Source organism: Glutamicibacter nicotianae (assembly GCF_016907615.1).
Classification (GTDB): Bacteria; Actinomycetota; Actinomycetes; order Actinomycetales; family Micrococcaceae; genus Glutamicibacter; species Glutamicibacter nicotianae.
Genome location: NZ_JAFBCH010000001.1, coordinates 2,665,368 through 2,681,704 on the forward strand (window position 1 = coordinate 2,665,368; position 16,337 = coordinate 2,681,704).

10 protein-coding genes are annotated in these 16,337 nt (G+C 59.1%); 1 reads left to right on the top strand and 9 read right to left on the bottom strand.

What is annotated here, in order from left to right; genetic code table 11:
- Window positions 1-63: 63 nt before the first annotated feature.
- The 6 genes from tuf to rpoB all read right to left on the bottom strand — a co-directional run bounded on the left by tuf (window position 64) and on the right by rpoB (window position 12,618).
- Window positions 64-1,254 (bottom strand): elongation factor Tu, encoded by a 1,191-nt coding sequence (gene tuf, locus JOE62_RS12730; protein ID WP_204722628.1) that lies wholly within the window; start codon window positions 1,252-1,254, stop codon window positions 64-66.
- Window positions 1,255-1,495: 241 nt separating this feature from the next.
- Entirely contained in the window at window positions 1,496-3,610 is a 2,115-nt protein-coding gene (gene fusA, locus JOE62_RS12735) for an elongation factor G (protein ID WP_204722629.1), read from the bottom strand.
- A gap of 69 nt (window positions 3,611-3,679) precedes the next feature.
- Window positions 3,680-4,150 carry a 30S ribosomal protein S7 gene (rpsG, locus tag JOE62_RS12740; protein WP_038992204.1) on the bottom strand — a complete coding sequence of 157 codons (471 nt, stop codon included), beginning with the start codon at window positions 4,148-4,150 and terminating at the stop codon, window positions 3,680-3,682.
- The gene (gene rpsL / locus JOE62_RS12745; protein ID WP_013349694.1) at window positions 4,150-4,524 is read right to left on the bottom strand and encodes a 30S ribosomal protein S12; all 375 of its coding nucleotides are present in this window, start codon (window positions 4,522-4,524) and stop codon (window positions 4,150-4,152) included. Before rpsL ends, rpsG begins: the two co-directional genes overlap by 1 nt.
- A gap of 599 nt (window positions 4,525-5,123) precedes the next feature.
- A complete protein-coding gene (locus JOE62_RS12750; protein ID WP_204722630.1) occupies window positions 5,124-9,014 on the bottom strand; it encodes a DNA-directed RNA polymerase subunit beta' in 3,891 nt (1,296 codons plus the stop codon).
- Between the two features lie 97 nt (window positions 9,015-9,111).
- A complete protein-coding gene (rpoB, locus tag JOE62_RS12755; RefSeq protein WP_204722631.1) occupies window positions 9,112-12,618 on the bottom strand; it encodes a DNA-directed RNA polymerase subunit beta in 3,507 nt (1,168 codons plus the stop codon).
- Window positions 12,619-13,229: 611 nt separating this feature from the next.
- Here rpoB and JOE62_RS12760 point away from each other — a divergent pair.
- The gene (locus tag JOE62_RS12760) at window positions 13,230-13,727 is read left to right on the top strand and encodes an aminoacyl-tRNA deacylase (RefSeq protein ID WP_204722632.1); all 498 of its coding nucleotides are present in this window, start codon (window positions 13,230-13,232) and stop codon (window positions 13,725-13,727) included.
- Here JOE62_RS12760 and JOE62_RS12765 read toward each other — a convergent pair.
- From JOE62_RS12765 to rplJ, 3 genes are all read right to left on the bottom strand, one after another.
- Window positions 13,681-14,850 carry an acyltransferase family protein gene (locus JOE62_RS12765; protein WP_204722633.1) on the bottom strand — a complete coding sequence of 390 codons (1,170 nt, stop codon included), beginning with the start codon at window positions 14,848-14,850 and terminating at the stop codon, window positions 13,681-13,683. The genes JOE62_RS12760 and JOE62_RS12765 overlap by 47 nt on opposite strands.
- 147 nt (window positions 14,851-14,997) lie before the next feature.
- Complete coding sequence (gene rplL, locus JOE62_RS12770; RefSeq protein WP_066140753.1) at window positions 14,998-15,372, bottom strand: 50S ribosomal protein L7/L12; 375 nt, start codon at window positions 15,370-15,372, stop codon at window positions 14,998-15,000.
- Between the two features lie 73 nt (window positions 15,373-15,445).
- A complete protein-coding gene (gene rplJ / locus JOE62_RS12775) occupies window positions 15,446-15,967 on the bottom strand; it encodes a 50S ribosomal protein L10 (RefSeq protein WP_038992211.1) in 522 nt (173 codons plus the stop codon).
- Window positions 15,968-16,337: the final 370 nt, after the last annotated feature.

Here is a 16,337-nt window from a genome sequence, read left to right on the forward strand (position 1 = left end):
CCCAGCACATAAGTGCTGGGGGATCTTCTCAGTCCGCTAAGGAACTACACCGTCAAGTAATGACTACTTGGTGATGGAGGTAACCTTGCCCGAACCAACGGTGCGGCCGCCTTCGCGAATTGCGAAGCCGAGGCCCTCTTCCATAGCGATTGGCTGGATCAGCTCAACCGACATTTCGGTGTTGTCGCCTGGCATAACCATTTCGGTGCCCTCTGGGAGGGTGATAACGCCGGTAACGTCGGTGGTGCGGAAGTAGAACTGCGGACGGTAGTTCGAGTAGAACGGGTTATGACGTCCGCCTTCGTCCTTCGACAGGATGTAGACGTTAGCTTCGAAGTTGGTGTGCGGGGTGATCGAGCCTGGGGCTACGACAACCTGGCCACGCTCAACATCGTCGCGCTTCAGACCGCGAAGCAGCAGACCACAGTTCTCGCCTGCCCATGCTTCGTCGAGCTGCTTGTGGAACATCTCGATACCGGTAACGGTGGTCTTCTGGATTGGGCGGATGCCGACAATCTCAACTTCCGAGTTGATTGCCAGGGTGCCACGCTCGGCGCGACCGGTAACAACGGTACCGCGGCCGGTGATGGTGAAGACATCTTCAATTGGCATCAGGAATGGCTTGTCGCGGTCGCGAACTGGATCCGGGATGAAGCTGTCAACAGCGTCCATCAGTTCCTCAACAGCTGCAACCCACTTTGGATCGCCTTCCAGAGCCTTCAGGCCCGAAACTTGGATCACTGGAGCGTCGTCGCCATCGAAGCCCTGCGAGGACAGAAGTTCGCGAACTTCCATCTCCACGAGCTCGAGCAGCTCTTCGTCCTCAACCATGTCCGACTTGTTCAGTGCGACCATCAGGGTTGGAACACCAACCTGGCGGGCCAGCAGAACGTGCTCGCGGGTCTGAGCCATTGGGCCATCGGTGGCGGCAACAACGAGGATTGCGCCGTCCATCTGAGCAGCACCGGTGATCATGTTCTTGACATAGTCAGCGTGGCCTGGAGCGTCAACGTGTGCGTAGTGACGCTTCTCGGTCTGGTACTCGATGTGCGAGATATTGATGGTAATACCGCGCTGGCGCTCTTCTGGAGCCGAGTCGATGTTAGCGAAGTCGCGCTTTTCGTTCAGGTCTGGGTACTTGTCAGCCAGAACCTTGGAGATAGCTGCGGTCAGAGTGGTCTTACCGTGGTCAACGTGACCGATGGTACCAATGTTGACGTGCGGCTTGTTGCGCTCGAACTTTGCCTTTGCCACAAGTTCCTCCTAGAAACATTTACAGAAGACATTCTTCGTCTGCGCGGTTCGCAAACGAACTAGAAATAGTCTACTGGGGGCTTGGATAATTTAGGAAATTCCGGTCCTCTGCGGGCCCTGCATTGTGATGCAAATCCCTCGTTGGCCGTTTGCGGTGCCGGCTCCGTTTCCCAACGGAACCGGCCCGCGATCGGCCACTTCCCCGCAATGGGGGTCACGGCCAGGTTTTATTCCGAGACGATTACTCGCCGCGGGACTTCTGGATGATCTCGTCGGCTACTGCCTTCGGAACCTCAGAGTAGCTGTCGAAGGTCATCGAGTAAACTGCGCGACCCTGGGTCTTGGAACGCAGGTCACCAATGTAACCGAACATCTCGGACAGCGGCACGCCAGCGCGGATGACCTTGACGCCAGCAGCGTCGGACATCTCCTGGATGGAACCACGGCGGGAGTTGATATCACCGATAACGTCACCCATGTACTCTTCTGGGGTACGGACTTCAACGCTCATCAGCGGTTCAAGCAGAACAGGGTTAGCGCGGCGTGCGCCTTCCTTGAATACCTGGGAACCAGCGATCTTGAAGGCCATTTCCGAGGAGTCGACATCGTGGTAAGCACCATCGATGAGGGTAGCCTTGACGCCAACCAGCGGGTAGCCTGCAAGGATACCGTACTGCATTGCGTCCTGGATACCTGCGTCAACCGAAGGAATGTATTCGCGAGGAACACGACCACCGGTCACAGCGTTCTTGAACTCGTAGGTTACGCCGTCGACAACTTCCAGAGGCTCGAACGATACCTGGACCTTTGCGAACTGGCCCGAACCACCGGTCTGCTTCTTGTGGGTGAAGTCAACCTTCTCCACAGCCTTCTTGATGGTTTCGCGGTATGCAACCTGCGGCTTGCCAACGTTGGCCTCAACGCGGAATTCGCGCTTCATGCGGTCAACGAGGATGTCCAGGTGAAGCTCGCCCATGCCGCCGATCTCGGTCTGGCCGGTGTCTTCGTTCAGGGACACGGTGAAGGTTGGGTCTTCTGCCGACAGCTTCTGGATAGCAGTCGACAGCTTCTCTTGGTCACCCTTGGTCTTTGGTTCGATGGCCACGAAGATCACTGGATCCGGGAAGGTCATCGACTCAAGAACGATTGGGTTCTGCGGATCGCACAGGGTGTCACCGGTGGTGGTGTCCTTCAGGCCAATCACAGCGTAGATGTGACCTGCGTGGATCTCGTCTACCGGCTGCTCCTTGTTGGAGTGCATCTGGAAGAGCTTGCCAACGCGTTCCTTCTTCTGCTTGGTGGAGTTCAGCAGCTGTGCGCCGGACTCTACCTTGCCGGAGTAAACGCGGATGAAGTTCAACTGGCCGAAGAATGGGTGAGCGGCAATCTTGAATGCCAGTGCCGAGAATGGTGCATCCTCGGAAGGCTCGCGAGTGAGCTCGATTTCTTCGTTCTTTGGATCGTGACCGACCATTGCGCCCACGTCGAGCGGGCTTGGCAGGAAGTCGACAACAGCGTCGAGCATTGGCTGCACGCCGCGGTTCTTGAACGCCGAACCACAGAATACCGGGTAAGCTTCCGAGTTCACGGTCAGCTTGCGGATGCCAGCCTTCAGTTCCTCGAGGGAGATCTCTTCGCCTTCGAGGTACTTCTCCATGAGCTCTTCGGATGCCTCAGCGACATCTTCAACCAGCTTGGCGCGGTACTCTTCAGCCTTTTCCTGCAGGTCTGCAGGGATTTCGCGGGTTTCGTAGGCGGCACCCAGGGAAACGTCGCCCTTGGCGTCGCCTTCCCAAACGAAAGCCTTCATGGTCAGCAGGTCGACAACACCGATGAAGTCCGACTCGGAGCCGATTGGCAGCTGCATGACCAGCGGCTTGGCACCCAGGCGCTTGATGATGGTGTCTACGGTGAAGTAGAAGTCAGCACCCAGCTTGTCCATCTTGTTGACGAAGCAGATACGTGGAACGTTGTACTTGTCGGCCTGGCGCCAAACGGTCTCGGACTGAGGCTCAACGCCTTCCTTGCCATCGAAGACGGCAACGGCGCCATCGAGCACGCGCAGCGAGCGCTCCACCTCAACGGTGAAGTCAACGTGGCCCGGGGTATCGATGATGTTGATCTGGTTCTTGTTCCAGAAGCAGGTCACGGCCGCGGAGGTAATGGTGATACCGCGTTCCTTTTCCTGCTCCATCCAGTCGGTGGTCGAAGCACCGTCGTGGGTTTCACCGAGCTTGTGGTTCACACCCGTGTAGAACAGGATGCGCTCAGTAGTAGTGGTCTTACCGGCGTCAATGTGAGCCATGATGCCGATATTGCGGACCTTGTTAAGGTCAGTAAGCACGTCCTGTGCCACGTTGTCTCCCTATAAGGTGAGGCCGGAATCGCTGGGCATCGGTTGATGCCCAGCTTTTCCGAGCGGTTCTTACCAGCGGTAGTGGGCGAAGGCCTTGTTGGACTCAGCCATCTTGTGAGTGTCTTCGCGACGCTTCACAGCGGCACCCAGACCGTTCGATGCGTCCAGGATCTCGTTCATCAAACGCTCGATCATGGTCTTCTCGCGGCGAGCCTTCGAGTAGCCAACCAGCCAGCGCAGAGCCAGTGCGGTTGCACGGCCTGGCTTGACCTCAACAGGAACCTGGTAGGTAGCGCCACCGACACGGCGGGAACGAACCTCGAGGGCTGGACGGATGTTGTCCATGGCCTTCTTGAGGGTCGAAACAGCATCGGTGCCGGACTTTGCCGCGGCACCTTCGAGTGCACCGTAAACAATGCGCTCTGCAGTGGACTTCTTGCCGTCTACGAGAACCTTGTTGATCAGCTGGGTGACCAATGGGGAATCGAAGACTGGATCAGAAACTAGTGGGCGCTTTGGCGCCGGACCCTTACGAGGCATTACTTACCATCCTTCTTTGCACCGTAGCGGGAACGAGCCTGCTTACGATCCTTCACACCCTGGGTATCCAGAGCACCACGAACAATCTTGTAGCGGACACCTGGAAGGTCCTTCACACGACCACCGCGAACGAGCACGATGGAGTGTTCCTGCAGGTTGTGTCCGACACCTGGAATGTAAGCGGTAACTTCGACGCCACCGGCAAGGCGCACACGTGCGACCTTACGCAGAGCCGAGTTTGGCTTCTTCGGAGTGGTGGTGTACACGCGGGTGCACACGCCACGGCGCATTGGGTTGCCCTTAAGGGCAGGGGCCTTGGTCTTGACGACCTTAGGCGAGCGGCCCTTGCGGACCAGCTGCTGAATAGTAGGCACTTTCGTGTCCTTCCATTGTCTAAGTTCTTCGGCAACACGACGAAAACGCCTAAGCCTAGAAAAGTTTTAGCGCTTCGCAATGTAGCTAGCTGCTTGCTTTACCGCGCACTCAGAATCAAAAGTCCCTAGGCGTGCGAAAGTGTGGCATTCGTTGCGCAACCTACCCGCAACCCGGACGGAGTCCATTTTGCCACACATAAAACAATTGATCTCAGTCTATCATTAATCCACCGAGCCACCATGTACAGTAAGCTAACTCACCGCCCAGGCCCCTCCAGCCTCATCCGCCATCGAGCCGGCTTGGGTAGTGACCACGCTATCTCCCGCAGCTGAACGCCACTGGGCCGCCAGGTGAAAACTACTTGAACCCCGCACTGGTCTCCAGCTGATAAGCGCCTGTTGCTGCCGGTGGGATTCGCTTGCACAGTTATCCAGGAGCTAGATCTCCCAGACGATTTGTCACCTAATTATCTGCCATGACGGCGGTTGGCTTCTCCCCCGCCCGTCGCGCGCATTCCCGGTTAAACGCCCGATGCCTGTCCGCACAGTGTGCGGGCAGGCATCGGTTCAGGCTACCTTACGGCGCCGGGCTTTCCGGTTTAGCGGAAGTCCGAGCCGTGGTCGTAGTCGTCCATCGAGATGGCCCGGAATTCAGGCGACAGCCCGCCTTCCAGCGCATCGTCGTACAGGCCGGAGGAGAAGGCCGAGGTACCGGTGAACAAAGTTGCCTTTGCCTCATCGGTTGGCTCGACGTTGACCTGGGTGTAGCGGTCCAGGCCGGTACCGGCCGGGATCAGCTTACCGATGATCACGTTCTCCTTCAGGCCGCGCAGCGGATCTTCCTTGCCTTCCATCGCGGCCTGAGTCAGGACGCGAGTGGTTTCCTGGAAGGAAGCAGCCGACAGCCACGAATCGGTGGCCAGCGATGCCTTGGTAATGCCCATCATCTCGTCACGGCCGGCAGCTGGACGCTTGCCTTCCGAGACAGCCTTGCGGTTCGCCGCGGTAAAGCGCGAACGATCGGCCAACTCGCCTGGCAGCAAGTCGGTCTCGCCGGACTCGATGACGGTGACGCGGCGCAGCATCTGGCGGACGATGACTTCCACGTGCTTATCGTGGATGCCCACACCCTGCGACTGGTACACGTCCTGGACCTCGCGGACCAGGAACTTCTGTGCCTCACGCGGGCCGAGGACTCGAAGAACCTGCTTCGGATCCAGGGTACCGCTGGTCAGCTGGGTTCCGGCAACGATGCTTTCGCCTTCTTCAACCAGCAGCCGAGCACGACGCAGAACCGGGTAGGCCTGCTTCTCGTCGCCGTTGTCCGGGGTGACAATGACACGCAGCTGCTTCTCGTCGTCCTCGATCGACACGCGACCGGCGACCTCGGACATCGGAGCCACACCCTTCGGGGTACGGGCTTCGAACAATTCCTGGATACGAGGCAGACCCTGGGTGATATCGTCAGCCGATGCCACACCACCGGTGTGGAAGGTACGCATGGTCAGCTGGGTACCAGGCTCGCCGATGGACTGCGCGGCGATGATGCCCACAGCCTCGCCGATGTCCACGGTCTTGCCGCTGGCCAGCGAACGGCCGTAGCACAGTGCACAGGTTCCGACAGCCGAGTCGCAGGTCAGCACGGAGCGGACGCGGATCTCGTCCACGCCTGCAGCGTACAGCTCGTCGATCAGCACGTCTCCGACATCCGAGCCGGCGGTAGCCAGCACGTTGCCTTCAGCGTCCTTCACGTCGGCAGCCAGCGTACGGGTGTAGGCCGAGTTCTCCACGGTCTCGTGCTTGACACGGATGCCGGCGGAGTTGTCCGCAATGGCAACGGTCAGGCCGCGCTTGGTGCCGCAGTCCTCTTCGCGAACGATGACATCCTGCGAAACGTCGACCAGGCGACGGGTCAGGTAACCCGAGTTCGCGGTCTTCAGCGCGGTATCCGCCAGGCCCTTGCGGGCACCGTGGGTAGCGATGAAGTACTCCAGAACCGACAAGCCTTCGCGGTACGAGGACTTGATCGGGCGAGGGATGATCTCGCCCTTCGGGTTGGACACCAGACCACGGATACCCGCGATCTGACGCAGCTGCAGGTAGTTACCACGAGCCTTGGAAGTCACCATTCGGTTAATGGTGTTCAGCTCTTCCATGCCGTTCTTCATCGCCTCGGCAACCTCGTCGGTAGCCTTGGTCCAGATGTCGATCAGGTCCTGACGGCGTTCGGTATCGGCAATCAGGCCCTTGTCGTAGGAAGCCTGGACCTTGGCGGCCTTCTCCTCGTATGGAGCAAGAATTGCGGTCTTGTCCATGTTCGAGGTGATGTCCGAGATCGCCACGGTGACACCCGAACGGGTCGACCAGTAGAAACCGGCGTCCTTCAGGTTGTCCAGGGTGGCCGCGGCAACGATCTTCGGGTAGCGCTCTGCCAGGTCGTTCACGATCTCCGAAAGCGCGTCCTTGCCGGCCACGGTGGCAACCCATGGGTAGTCCGCAGGCAGGGTGTCGTTGAACAGCACCTGGCCGAGCGAGGTCTCCAGCAATGCCGGGGTGCCTGGCTCCCAGCCCTCAGGGGCTGGCTGGTCTGCGGAAGGAACGAAGTTCTCCACGCGGACCTTGATCGGTGCGTTCAGGTGCAGCTCGCCCAGGTCCTTGGCCATGATGGCCTCGGAAACGCTGGAGAACACGCGACCGGCGCCAATTTCATTTGGACGCTTGGTGGTCAAGTGGTGCAGACCGATGATCATATCCTGCGAAGGCTGTGCCACTGGGCGGCCATCGGAAGGCTTCAAGATATTGTGCGAGGACAGCATCAAGATGCGTGCTTCAGCCTGTGCTTCTGGGCTCAGCGGCAGGTGCACTGCCATCTGGTCACCGTCGAAGTCAGCGTTGAACGCGCCACACACCAGTGGGTGCAGCTGCAGTGCCTTACCTTCAATGAGCTGTGGTTCGAAGGCCTGGATGCCCAAGCGGTGCAGGGTCGGTGCACGGTTCAGCAGTACCGGGTGCTCGGTGATGATCTCTTCGAGAACATCCCAAACCTGTGGACGGTAGCGCTCAACCATGCGCTTAGCCGACTTGATGTTCTGTGCATGGTTGAGGTCAACCAGGCGCTTCATCACGAAAGGCTTGAACAGTTCCAGAGCCATCTGCTTAGGCAGACCACACTGGTGCAGCTTCAGCTGCGGGCCAACCACGATGACCGAACGGCCCGAGTAGTCAACGCGCTTGCCGAGCAGGTTCTGGCGGAAACGACCCTGCTTGCCCTTGAGCATGTCGCTCAGGGACTTCAGTGGACGGTTGCCCGGACCGGTGACCGGACGGCCACGGCGGCCGTTGTCGAACAGCGAGTCCACAGCTTCCTGCATCATGCGCTTTTCGTTGTTCACGATGATCTCAGGGGCACCGAGATCAAGCAGGCGCTTGAGGCGGTTGTTGCGGTTGATCACGCGGCGGTACAGGTCGTTCAGGTCCGAGGTGGCGAAACGGCCACCATCGAGCTGGACCATCGGGCGCAGTTCTGGCGGGATCACCGGAACAGCGTCGAGGACCATGCCCTTAGGCGAGTTGCCGTTGGCCAGGAACGCGTTGACGACCTTCAGTCGCTTGAGGGCGCGGGCCTTCTTCTGGCCCTTGCCGTTCTCGATCACGGTCTTCAGCTCTTCAGCTTCTGCCACCAGATCGAAGTTCTCCAGGCGCTTCTGGATGGCTTCTGCACCCATGGACCCTTCGAAGAACAGTCCGTACTTCTCGCGCATGGTGCGGTACAGGCCTTCGTCGCCTTCCAGGTCTGCGACCTTCAGGTTCTTGAAGCGCTCCCAGACCGCACGCAGGCGCTCGGCCTCGGCCTTGGCGCGCTTGTCGATCTGCAGAACAGTCTTCTCGGCCAGGGTGCGTGCCTTGTTCAGCTCGGCGTTCTTGGCGCCTTCTGCTTCCATGCGCTCCAGCTCGGCTTCCAGGTCGGCTGCAACAGCCTTCTTGTCGGCTTCCGCGTTGTTCGCAAGGTTGCGCAGCTCCAGGTCGTGCTGGGCCTGCAGGTTCGGCATCTCGGCGTGACGACGTTCCTCATTCACGCTGGTGATCATGTAGGCAGCGAAGTAGATGACCTTTTCGAGGTCCTTCGGAGCCAGATCAAGCAGGTAGCCCAAGCGCGATGGAACGCCCTTGAAGTACCAGATGTGGGTCACTGGGGCTGCAAGCTCGATGTGGCCCATGCGCTCACGGCGTACGTTCGCGCGGGTCACCTCGACGCCGCAACGCTCGCAGATGATGCCCTTGAAGCGCACGCGCTTGTACTTGCCGCAGTAGCATTCCCAGTCGCGGGAAGGGCCGAAGATCTTTTCGCAGAAAAGACCGTCCTTCTCCGGCTTCAGGGTGCGGTAGTTGATGGTTTCCGGCTTCTTGACCTCGCCGTAGCTCCAGCCACGGATTTCATCCGCGGTGGCAAGGTTGATTCGCATGAGGCCGAATGAGGAATCGCTGGACATATGGTCCTTTTCTCTCTTCTGTGGTGTCTGAAGTCGATACGAATGAGGTTGGGAATGTGCCGCCGCTGCCTGCAGGTCCTGCAGGCAGGGCGCCAGATTACACTTCCTCTACGGAGTTCGGCTCCGACCGTGAAAGGTCGATGCCCAGCTCTTCAGCGGCGCGGAACGATTCCTCGTCCGACTCACGCATTTCGATAGTGTTGCCGTCGGTACCGAGTACCTCGACGTTCAAGCACAGCGACTGCATTTCCTTGATGAGCACCTTGAACGATTCTGGAACACCAGGCTCTGGAACGTTCTCGCCCTTGACGATAGCTTCGTAGACCTTCACGCGGCCGTGGATATCATCCGACTTGATGGTCAGGATTTCCTGCAGCGTGTAAGCGGCACCGTATGCCTCCAGTGCCCAAACTTCCATTTCGCCGAAGCGCTGGCCGCCGAACTGGGCCTTACCGCCCAGCGGCTGCTGGGTGATCATGGAGTATGGACCGGTGGAACGGGCGTGGATCTTGTCGTCCACCAAGTGGTGCAGCTTCAAGATGTACATGTAGCCCACGGATACCGGATCAGGCAGCGGGTCGCCGGAGCGGCCGTCGAACAGCTTCGCCTTGCCGGAGTTGCCAATCAGGCGCACGCCGTCACGGGTCTTGTTGGTCGAATCCAGGATGCCGCGGATTTCCTCTTCCGAAGCGCCGTCGAAGACCGGGGTTGCCACGGTGGTGGAACCGGTCTCGCGAGGCAGGTTCGGCAGGTTCTTGACCCACTCAGGCTCGCCCTCGATCTTCCAGCCCTGCTTTGCGGCCCAGCCCAGGTGGATTTCCATGACCTGTCCGACGTTCATGCGGCCTGGCACGCCCAGCGGGTTCAGGATGACATCCAGCGGGGTGCCGTCTTCGAGGAATGGCATGTCCTCCAGCGGCATGATGCGCGAGATGACGCCCTTGTTGCCGTGGCGTCCTGCAAGCTTGTCGCCAATGGAGATCTTGCGCTTCTGCGCAACGTAGACGCGGACCAGCTGGTTGACACCAGGCGAGAGGTCGTCGTCGTTGTCGCGGTCGAAGATGCGCACGCCGATCACGGTGCCGGACTCGCCGTGCGGAACCTTCAGGGAGGTGTCGCGCACTTCGCGGGACTTCTCGCCGAAGATGGCACGCAGCAGGCGCTCTTCCGGGGTCAGCTCGGTCTCGCCCTTAGGGGTGACACGGCCTACAAGCACGTCGCCGGCCTCGACCTCTGCACCGATGTAGACGATGCCGCGGTCATCGAGCTGGGAGAGGATGTCTTCCGAGACATTCGGGATGTCGCGGGTGATTTCCTCGGCACCCAGCTTGGTGTCGCGGGCGTCGACCTCGTGCTCTTCGATGTGGATCGAGGTGAGCACGTCGTCGAAGATCATGCGCTGGGAGAGGATGATCGCATCCTCGTAGTTGTAGCCTTCCCAGGACATGAATGCCACGAGCAGGTTCTTGCCCAGCGAGAGCTCGCCGGAGTCGGTCGAAGGACCGTCGGCGATGATCGACTGGTACTCCAGGCGGTCGCCTTCCGAAACGCGCACGCGCTGGTTGTAGGCGTTGCCCTGGTTGGAGCGGGCGAACTTCATGATCGGGTACATCGACTCGGTGCCGTCGTCGTTCATGACGACAACCAGGTCGGCCGAAACCTCGGTGACCACGCCTGGCTTGGACGCGACGACGGAGTCGCCGGCGTCAACCGCGGCGAATTTCTCCATGCCGGTACCCACCAGCGGGCGCTCAGACTTCAGCAGCGGCACAGCCTGGCGCTGCATGTTGGCGCCCATCAGTGCGCGGTTGGCGTCGTCGTGCTCGAGGAATGGAATCAGCGCGGTAGCAACCGACACCATCTGGCGAGGGGAAACGTCCATGAAGGTCACTTCATCGGCGTCGACGATGACAGGCTCGCCGCCACCGCCCTTTTCGCGGACCAGCACGGTGTCTTCGACGAAGCGGCCGTTCTCATCCAGCGGCGCGTTCGCCTGCGCGATGTAGTGCTGCAGCTCGTCGTCGGCAGTCAGGTACTCGACCTCGTTGGACACCAGGCCGTTGGCGACCTTGCGGTACGGGGTCTCGATGAAGCCGAAGGCGTTGATGCGGCCGTAGGTAGCCAACGAACCGATCAGGCCGATGTTCGGGCCTTCGGGAGTTTCAATCGGGCACATGCGTCCGTAGTGCGAAGGGTGCACGTCTCGGACTTCCATGCCTGCGCGGTCGCGGGACAGGCCGCCTGGGCCCAGAGCCGACAGGCGGCGCTTGTGGGTCAGTCCGGCCAGCGGGTTGTTCTGGTCCATGAACTGCGAGAGCTGCGAAGTACCGAAGAACTCCTTGATCGCTGCCACCACAGGGCGGATGTTGATCAGGGTCTGCGGGGTGATCGCCTCGACGTCCTGGGTGGTCATGCGCTCGCGCACAACACGCTCCATGCGGGACAGGCCGGTGCGGACCTGGTTCTCGATCAGTTCGCCCACGGCGCGAATGCGGCGGTTGCCGAAGTGGTCGATATCATCGACGTTCACCGGAATGTCGACGATCTCGCCCTTGCGGGTGCCCTGGACAGTCTGCTCGCCTGCGTGCAGTGCAACGAGGTAGCGGATCATGGCCACCAGGTCGTCCAGCGACAGCACCGAAGCGTTTTCGGCGTTGACCGGAGTCTCCACGCCCAGCTTGCGGTTGAGCTTGTAGCGGCCGACCTTTGCCAGGTCGTAGCGCTTTGGCTCGAAGTACAAGTTCTTCAGCAGTGCCTCGGCAGCCTCAACCGTAGGAGGCTCGCCTGGACGCAGCTTGCGGTAGATGTCCAGCAGGGCTTCGTTCTGATCCTTGATGCTGTCCTTTTCCAAGGTAGCGCGCATCGAATCGTACTGGCCGAACTCGGACAGGATCTGCTCTTCGCTCCAGCCCAGGGCCTTGAGCAAGACGGTGACCGACTGCTTGCGCTTGCGGTCAAGGCGGACACCGATCTGGTCGCGCTTGTCGATTTCCAGCTCGAACCATGCACCGCGCGATGGGATGATGCGTGCCGAGAAAATCGTCTTGTCACTGGTCTTGTCCGGCGCGGACTCGAAGTATGCGCCCGGGGAACGAACCAGCTGGGAGACAACGACACGCTCGGTGCCGTTGATGATGAAGGTGCCCTTTTCCGTCATCAGCGGGAAATCGCCCATGAACACGGTCTGCTGCTTGATTTCGCCGGTTTCATTGTTCATGAATTCGGCCTTGACATACAGCGGTGCCGCGTAGGTGGCGTCGCGGTCCTTGCACTCTGCGATCGAGTACTTCGGATCAGCGAACTCCGGATCCGAGAAGCTCAAGGACATGGTGTCCTGGAAGTCCTCGATCGGGGAGATTTCCTCGAAGATTTCTGCCAGGCCCGAGGTGTTGGGCACGCTGAAGTCGCCAGCGGCTTCTGCCTTGGCCAGGCGCTCTACCCAGTTCTGGTTGCCGACGAGGCGGTCAAAGCTCTCGGTCTGCAATGCCAGCAGGTTAGGCACTTCAAGGGGTTCGTGAATCTTTGCAAAAGAAAGTCGGCCAGCGTATGCAGCATCGCGAGCCGAACTAGCGGTTTGGTTGTTAGGGTTGCTCGAGGCGACCAAGATGGATCCTTCCAAAGACCGTCAGGTTTCCGAACGCTTACCGTGCTAAGGTTCCTGCCGTAGGGCAGTTCCTCTTTTTCGTCCGCACGAACCCACCGCTATATGAAGGCCGCGCGCGCAAACAGCAAGGCGCAAATTTCCACTCTACCGGAGGAAAATCCGGTTGTCGATACTCGGTGCAGAAATTCGTGCTATAGTTTTCGCCCCCGCTTTCGCCCAGTCCCCCATTTCGTCGCCTCGGCTCAGCTCCGTCACGAATTCTGGCGTGATCGTTCCACGAGAACCTCACGCATTTTCCCAACTGATGCGCGAGTTTGCGCGGGTTGCCCAGAAAAGCAGAGGCTCTGGATGCGTTGAAAGCATGGTTCATATTCCGGACATCCGGCATCGCTATGCGTTTTGTCACATCCAAGTTCGAAGAGTTCCAAAACCATCAAAATCCGGGATTCCAGCGTCCCGGTAAGCTTCGCTGCGAACCTTACCTGGTCATCCGGGAACGTTGTACCGCTTTTTCCCGAGCAGGTAAGAAGCGTCCACGCCGTCGTGTGTCCGGTGGCTTCTTCCATGGCCACTAGCTATGATCGAGCAAACATCCACGGTTAGGAGACGAAGTGAATAAGCTGCAATCAGATGAAGCACTGACCCGAGTCACCCTCGACGCCTCGCGCAGGAACGTCCCGATTGAGATTGTCCCTCGCGACAAGGTCCGTTCGCTGGAAGAGGCAGCGGACGCCATGGGTATCTCGACCTCGGCACTGCTCAAGACACTCGTGATCAAACGCGCGGATGGCACCTTCGTCTTCGCGCTCATTCCCGGTGGACGGAAACTTGATTGGGCGAAGCTTCGTGGCGTCATGGGAGTCAACAAGCTCTCGCTGCCATCCTCCGATATCGCTTGGGATGTCACGCACTACGAGAGCGGAACGATCACTCCTTTCGGCTCCCACACGGTACTGCCGGTATACGTCGATGCCAGCGTCTTCGAAGAGCCTGCTCCAGAACAGATCGGATTGGGCAGCGGCGACCGCGCTCATGGGCTTCTCGTTCGCGCCAAGGATTTGGTTAGCGGATTTGATGCCACGATTGCTGATATTTCGACTCCGGAATAACCAGTCCAGGCCTGGCAAATAATTTCTTGGTCCAGGCCTGCGCCGCAGTCAATCCCCTGATCGTTGCATTGCGCAGTGGCAGTCCCAATGGCTGCTCGACGAAGCGCGCCACCAGGTAGGCGACGACCAGCATCAGCACCATCACACCGGCTAGCAGGACGTACTTGTTCACTGCATCGTGCAGCTGGTTGATCAGCCACCATCCCCACAACTGGTGCACCAGGTACAACGGGTAGGTCAGGGAACCTGCCACCGAGAGCCACTTGCCCTGGACGTTCTTGAGCGGGGTCAAGGTGCATGCTGCCAACAGGGCTACGCACAGTACGGTCAGCAGCTGGAAATGCCAAGCGGGGATATCCAGGCCGGAGAGCAAGTCTGCGTCGCTGCGCCCCTTGATGCCGGTAAAGAATGCTGCGATGGCCGTATTGGCAGCGACCATGGACCACCGCAGAAGGCTATGGCCGCTTTGATAGATCAAGAAGAGCACCATGCCGGCGGCGAACAATGCCGCGTACTGTCCTGCGATCCATTCCTGCAGCTTGTCCAGGTTGGTGAAATGCAGGTACAGGCCCAATGCTGGCCAAACAGCCGAAAGCACAAGGACGTGCTTGTTCTTCACGAAGCCCAAGGACAAGAGCGCGGCGAGCAGCACGTAGAAACGCAACTCGACCCACAGTGTCCAGTAGACACCGTCCATATCGGTGATGCCGAATCCAGCCTGCATCATGGACAGGTTGGGAAGAATATCGCTGGCAGACCTGCCTTCATTACCGGAGGGCCAGATGCGAAGAGAGAGTACTGCCGCTGCGATCACCGCGAGCCAGTACGCCGGGTAGAGCCTTCCGACGCGCGATCCGATGAAGCCAATGACGTTCTTCCCCTGGAGGGACATCAGGATCACGAAGCCCGATATCAGGAAGAACAGCTGGACGCCCAGCTGTCCATAGCGGGTGAATTCGGAGAGCACCGGCCAGAACTCGGCAGCTTGCGTTCCCCAATGATCGTGTCCCCATGCGGTGTAGTGGTAGAGCACGACAATCAGCGCAGCAGTGATTCTCAGGGCGTCTAGGAGCCCTAGGCGCGGTGCTGGCTTCTGGGTCTGGGTAGCTACGGTTTTTGGCACATTTTCACTGTAAACAATGAACTTGAATGAACCCTGTTAATAGAAACGTTATAAAACTATTGGTATCAATTTCCCAGCTTAACGGCCAAAGGCCCACGGACTTTCGTCTGTGGACCTTTGGCAATAAGTTGCGAGTGACCGCTGAACTTACTTAACGGTGACGGTTGCGCCGGCAGCTTCCAGAGCTTCCTTAGCCTTCTCGGCTGCGTCCTTGGCAACGCCTTCCAGCAGAGCCTTTGGAGCGCCGTCAACGAGCTCCTTAGCTTCCTTCAGACCCAGGGAGGTGATGCCGCGAACTTCCTTGATGACTGCGATCTTCTTGTCGCCAGCCGATTCGAGGATTACGTCGAATTCGGTCTTCTCTTCAGCAGCAGCTTCGCCGCCGCCAGCTGGACCAGCAACTGCAACAGCAGCAGCGGTTACGTCGAAGGTCTCTTCGAATTCCTTAACGAACTCGGACAGTTCGATGATGGTCATTTCCTTGAATGCGGAAAGCAGCTCTTCGTTGCTGAGCTTCGCCATGATGGGCGTCCTTTCGGTTTTTGGCCTTGAGGGCCGATGAATTTGGGTTTACGTTGCGAGAGAACTCGAAAGCTTAGGCTTCTGCCGGAGCTTCCTCGGCAGCTTCGCCACCGTTCTCTTCGAGCTTTGCACGCAGAGCTTCGACAGCGCGGGCAGCAGCGGAAGCTGGAGCCTGCAGCACTGCTGCAACGCGGGCGAGCTGAGTTTCGCGGGATTCCAGCGCAGCCAGAGCAGCGATGCCGCTCTGATCCAGTGCCTTGCCTTCGAACCAACCGGTCTTGATGACCAGCTTGTCGTTAGTCTTGGCGAATTCCGTGAGGCTCTTAGCGGCAGCAACTGCGTCGCCCTTGATGAAGGCGATTGCGGTTGGACCAGAAAGCTGCTCATCGAAAGCATCGATGCCAGCGTTCTTCGCTGCGATTGCGGTCAAGGTGTTCTTCACGACTGCGTACTTGGTCTCCTGACCAAGCGAGCGGCGCAGATCCTTGAGCTGTGCAACGGTAAGCCCACGGTATTCGGTCAAGACAGCCGCCGACGAATCGTTGAATTCCGCAGTGATCTCTTCAATCGCTGCAGTCTTGCTTGGGGTTGCCATAACACTCCTTCCGGGGATTTGTTCGGTACCGTTTCAAAACCGGCGAGGCCATAAAAATAGCCCCGCGCAGGAGCACAGGGCGTTTCAACTTATTCAAAGTCAAAAAATCTATGTAACCTGCGTTGGTCATCCTTGCGGATCCTTAGGAACAAATGGAAACCAGATGTTCAACCGACGGTCTTCGGTAGTTCCAGTTTATAGGAGCAGTCGACGCGACAGCAAATCAATGCCGGAAGCATCCCCATGATCCTGGTCACTGGGAAGATAAAAATTAGAATGGCGGGACTCGTTTGCCCGCGCTTGGGGAACGCTGGCAACAAGCCCCGCCGGCATGAAAGTCTTGGGGAAACTTTCGTGCCTCGCCCGCGTA

Coding starts and splice junctions, on each gene's coding strand:
- rpsG (WP_038992204.1), bottom strand. CDS start 4,150: ATGCCTCGTAAGGGTCCGGCGCCAAAGCGCCCACTAGTTTCTGATCCA.
- rplJ (WP_038992211.1), bottom strand. CDS start 15,967: ATGGCAACCCCAAGCAAGACTGCAGCGATTGAAGAGATCACTGCGGAA.
- JOE62_RS12750 (WP_204722630.1), bottom strand. CDS start 9,014: ATGTCCAGCGATTCCTCATTCGGCCTCATGCGAATCAACCTTGCCACC.
- rplL (WP_066140753.1), bottom strand. CDS start 15,372: ATGGCGAAGCTCAGCAACGAAGAGCTGCTTTCCGCATTCAAGGAAATG.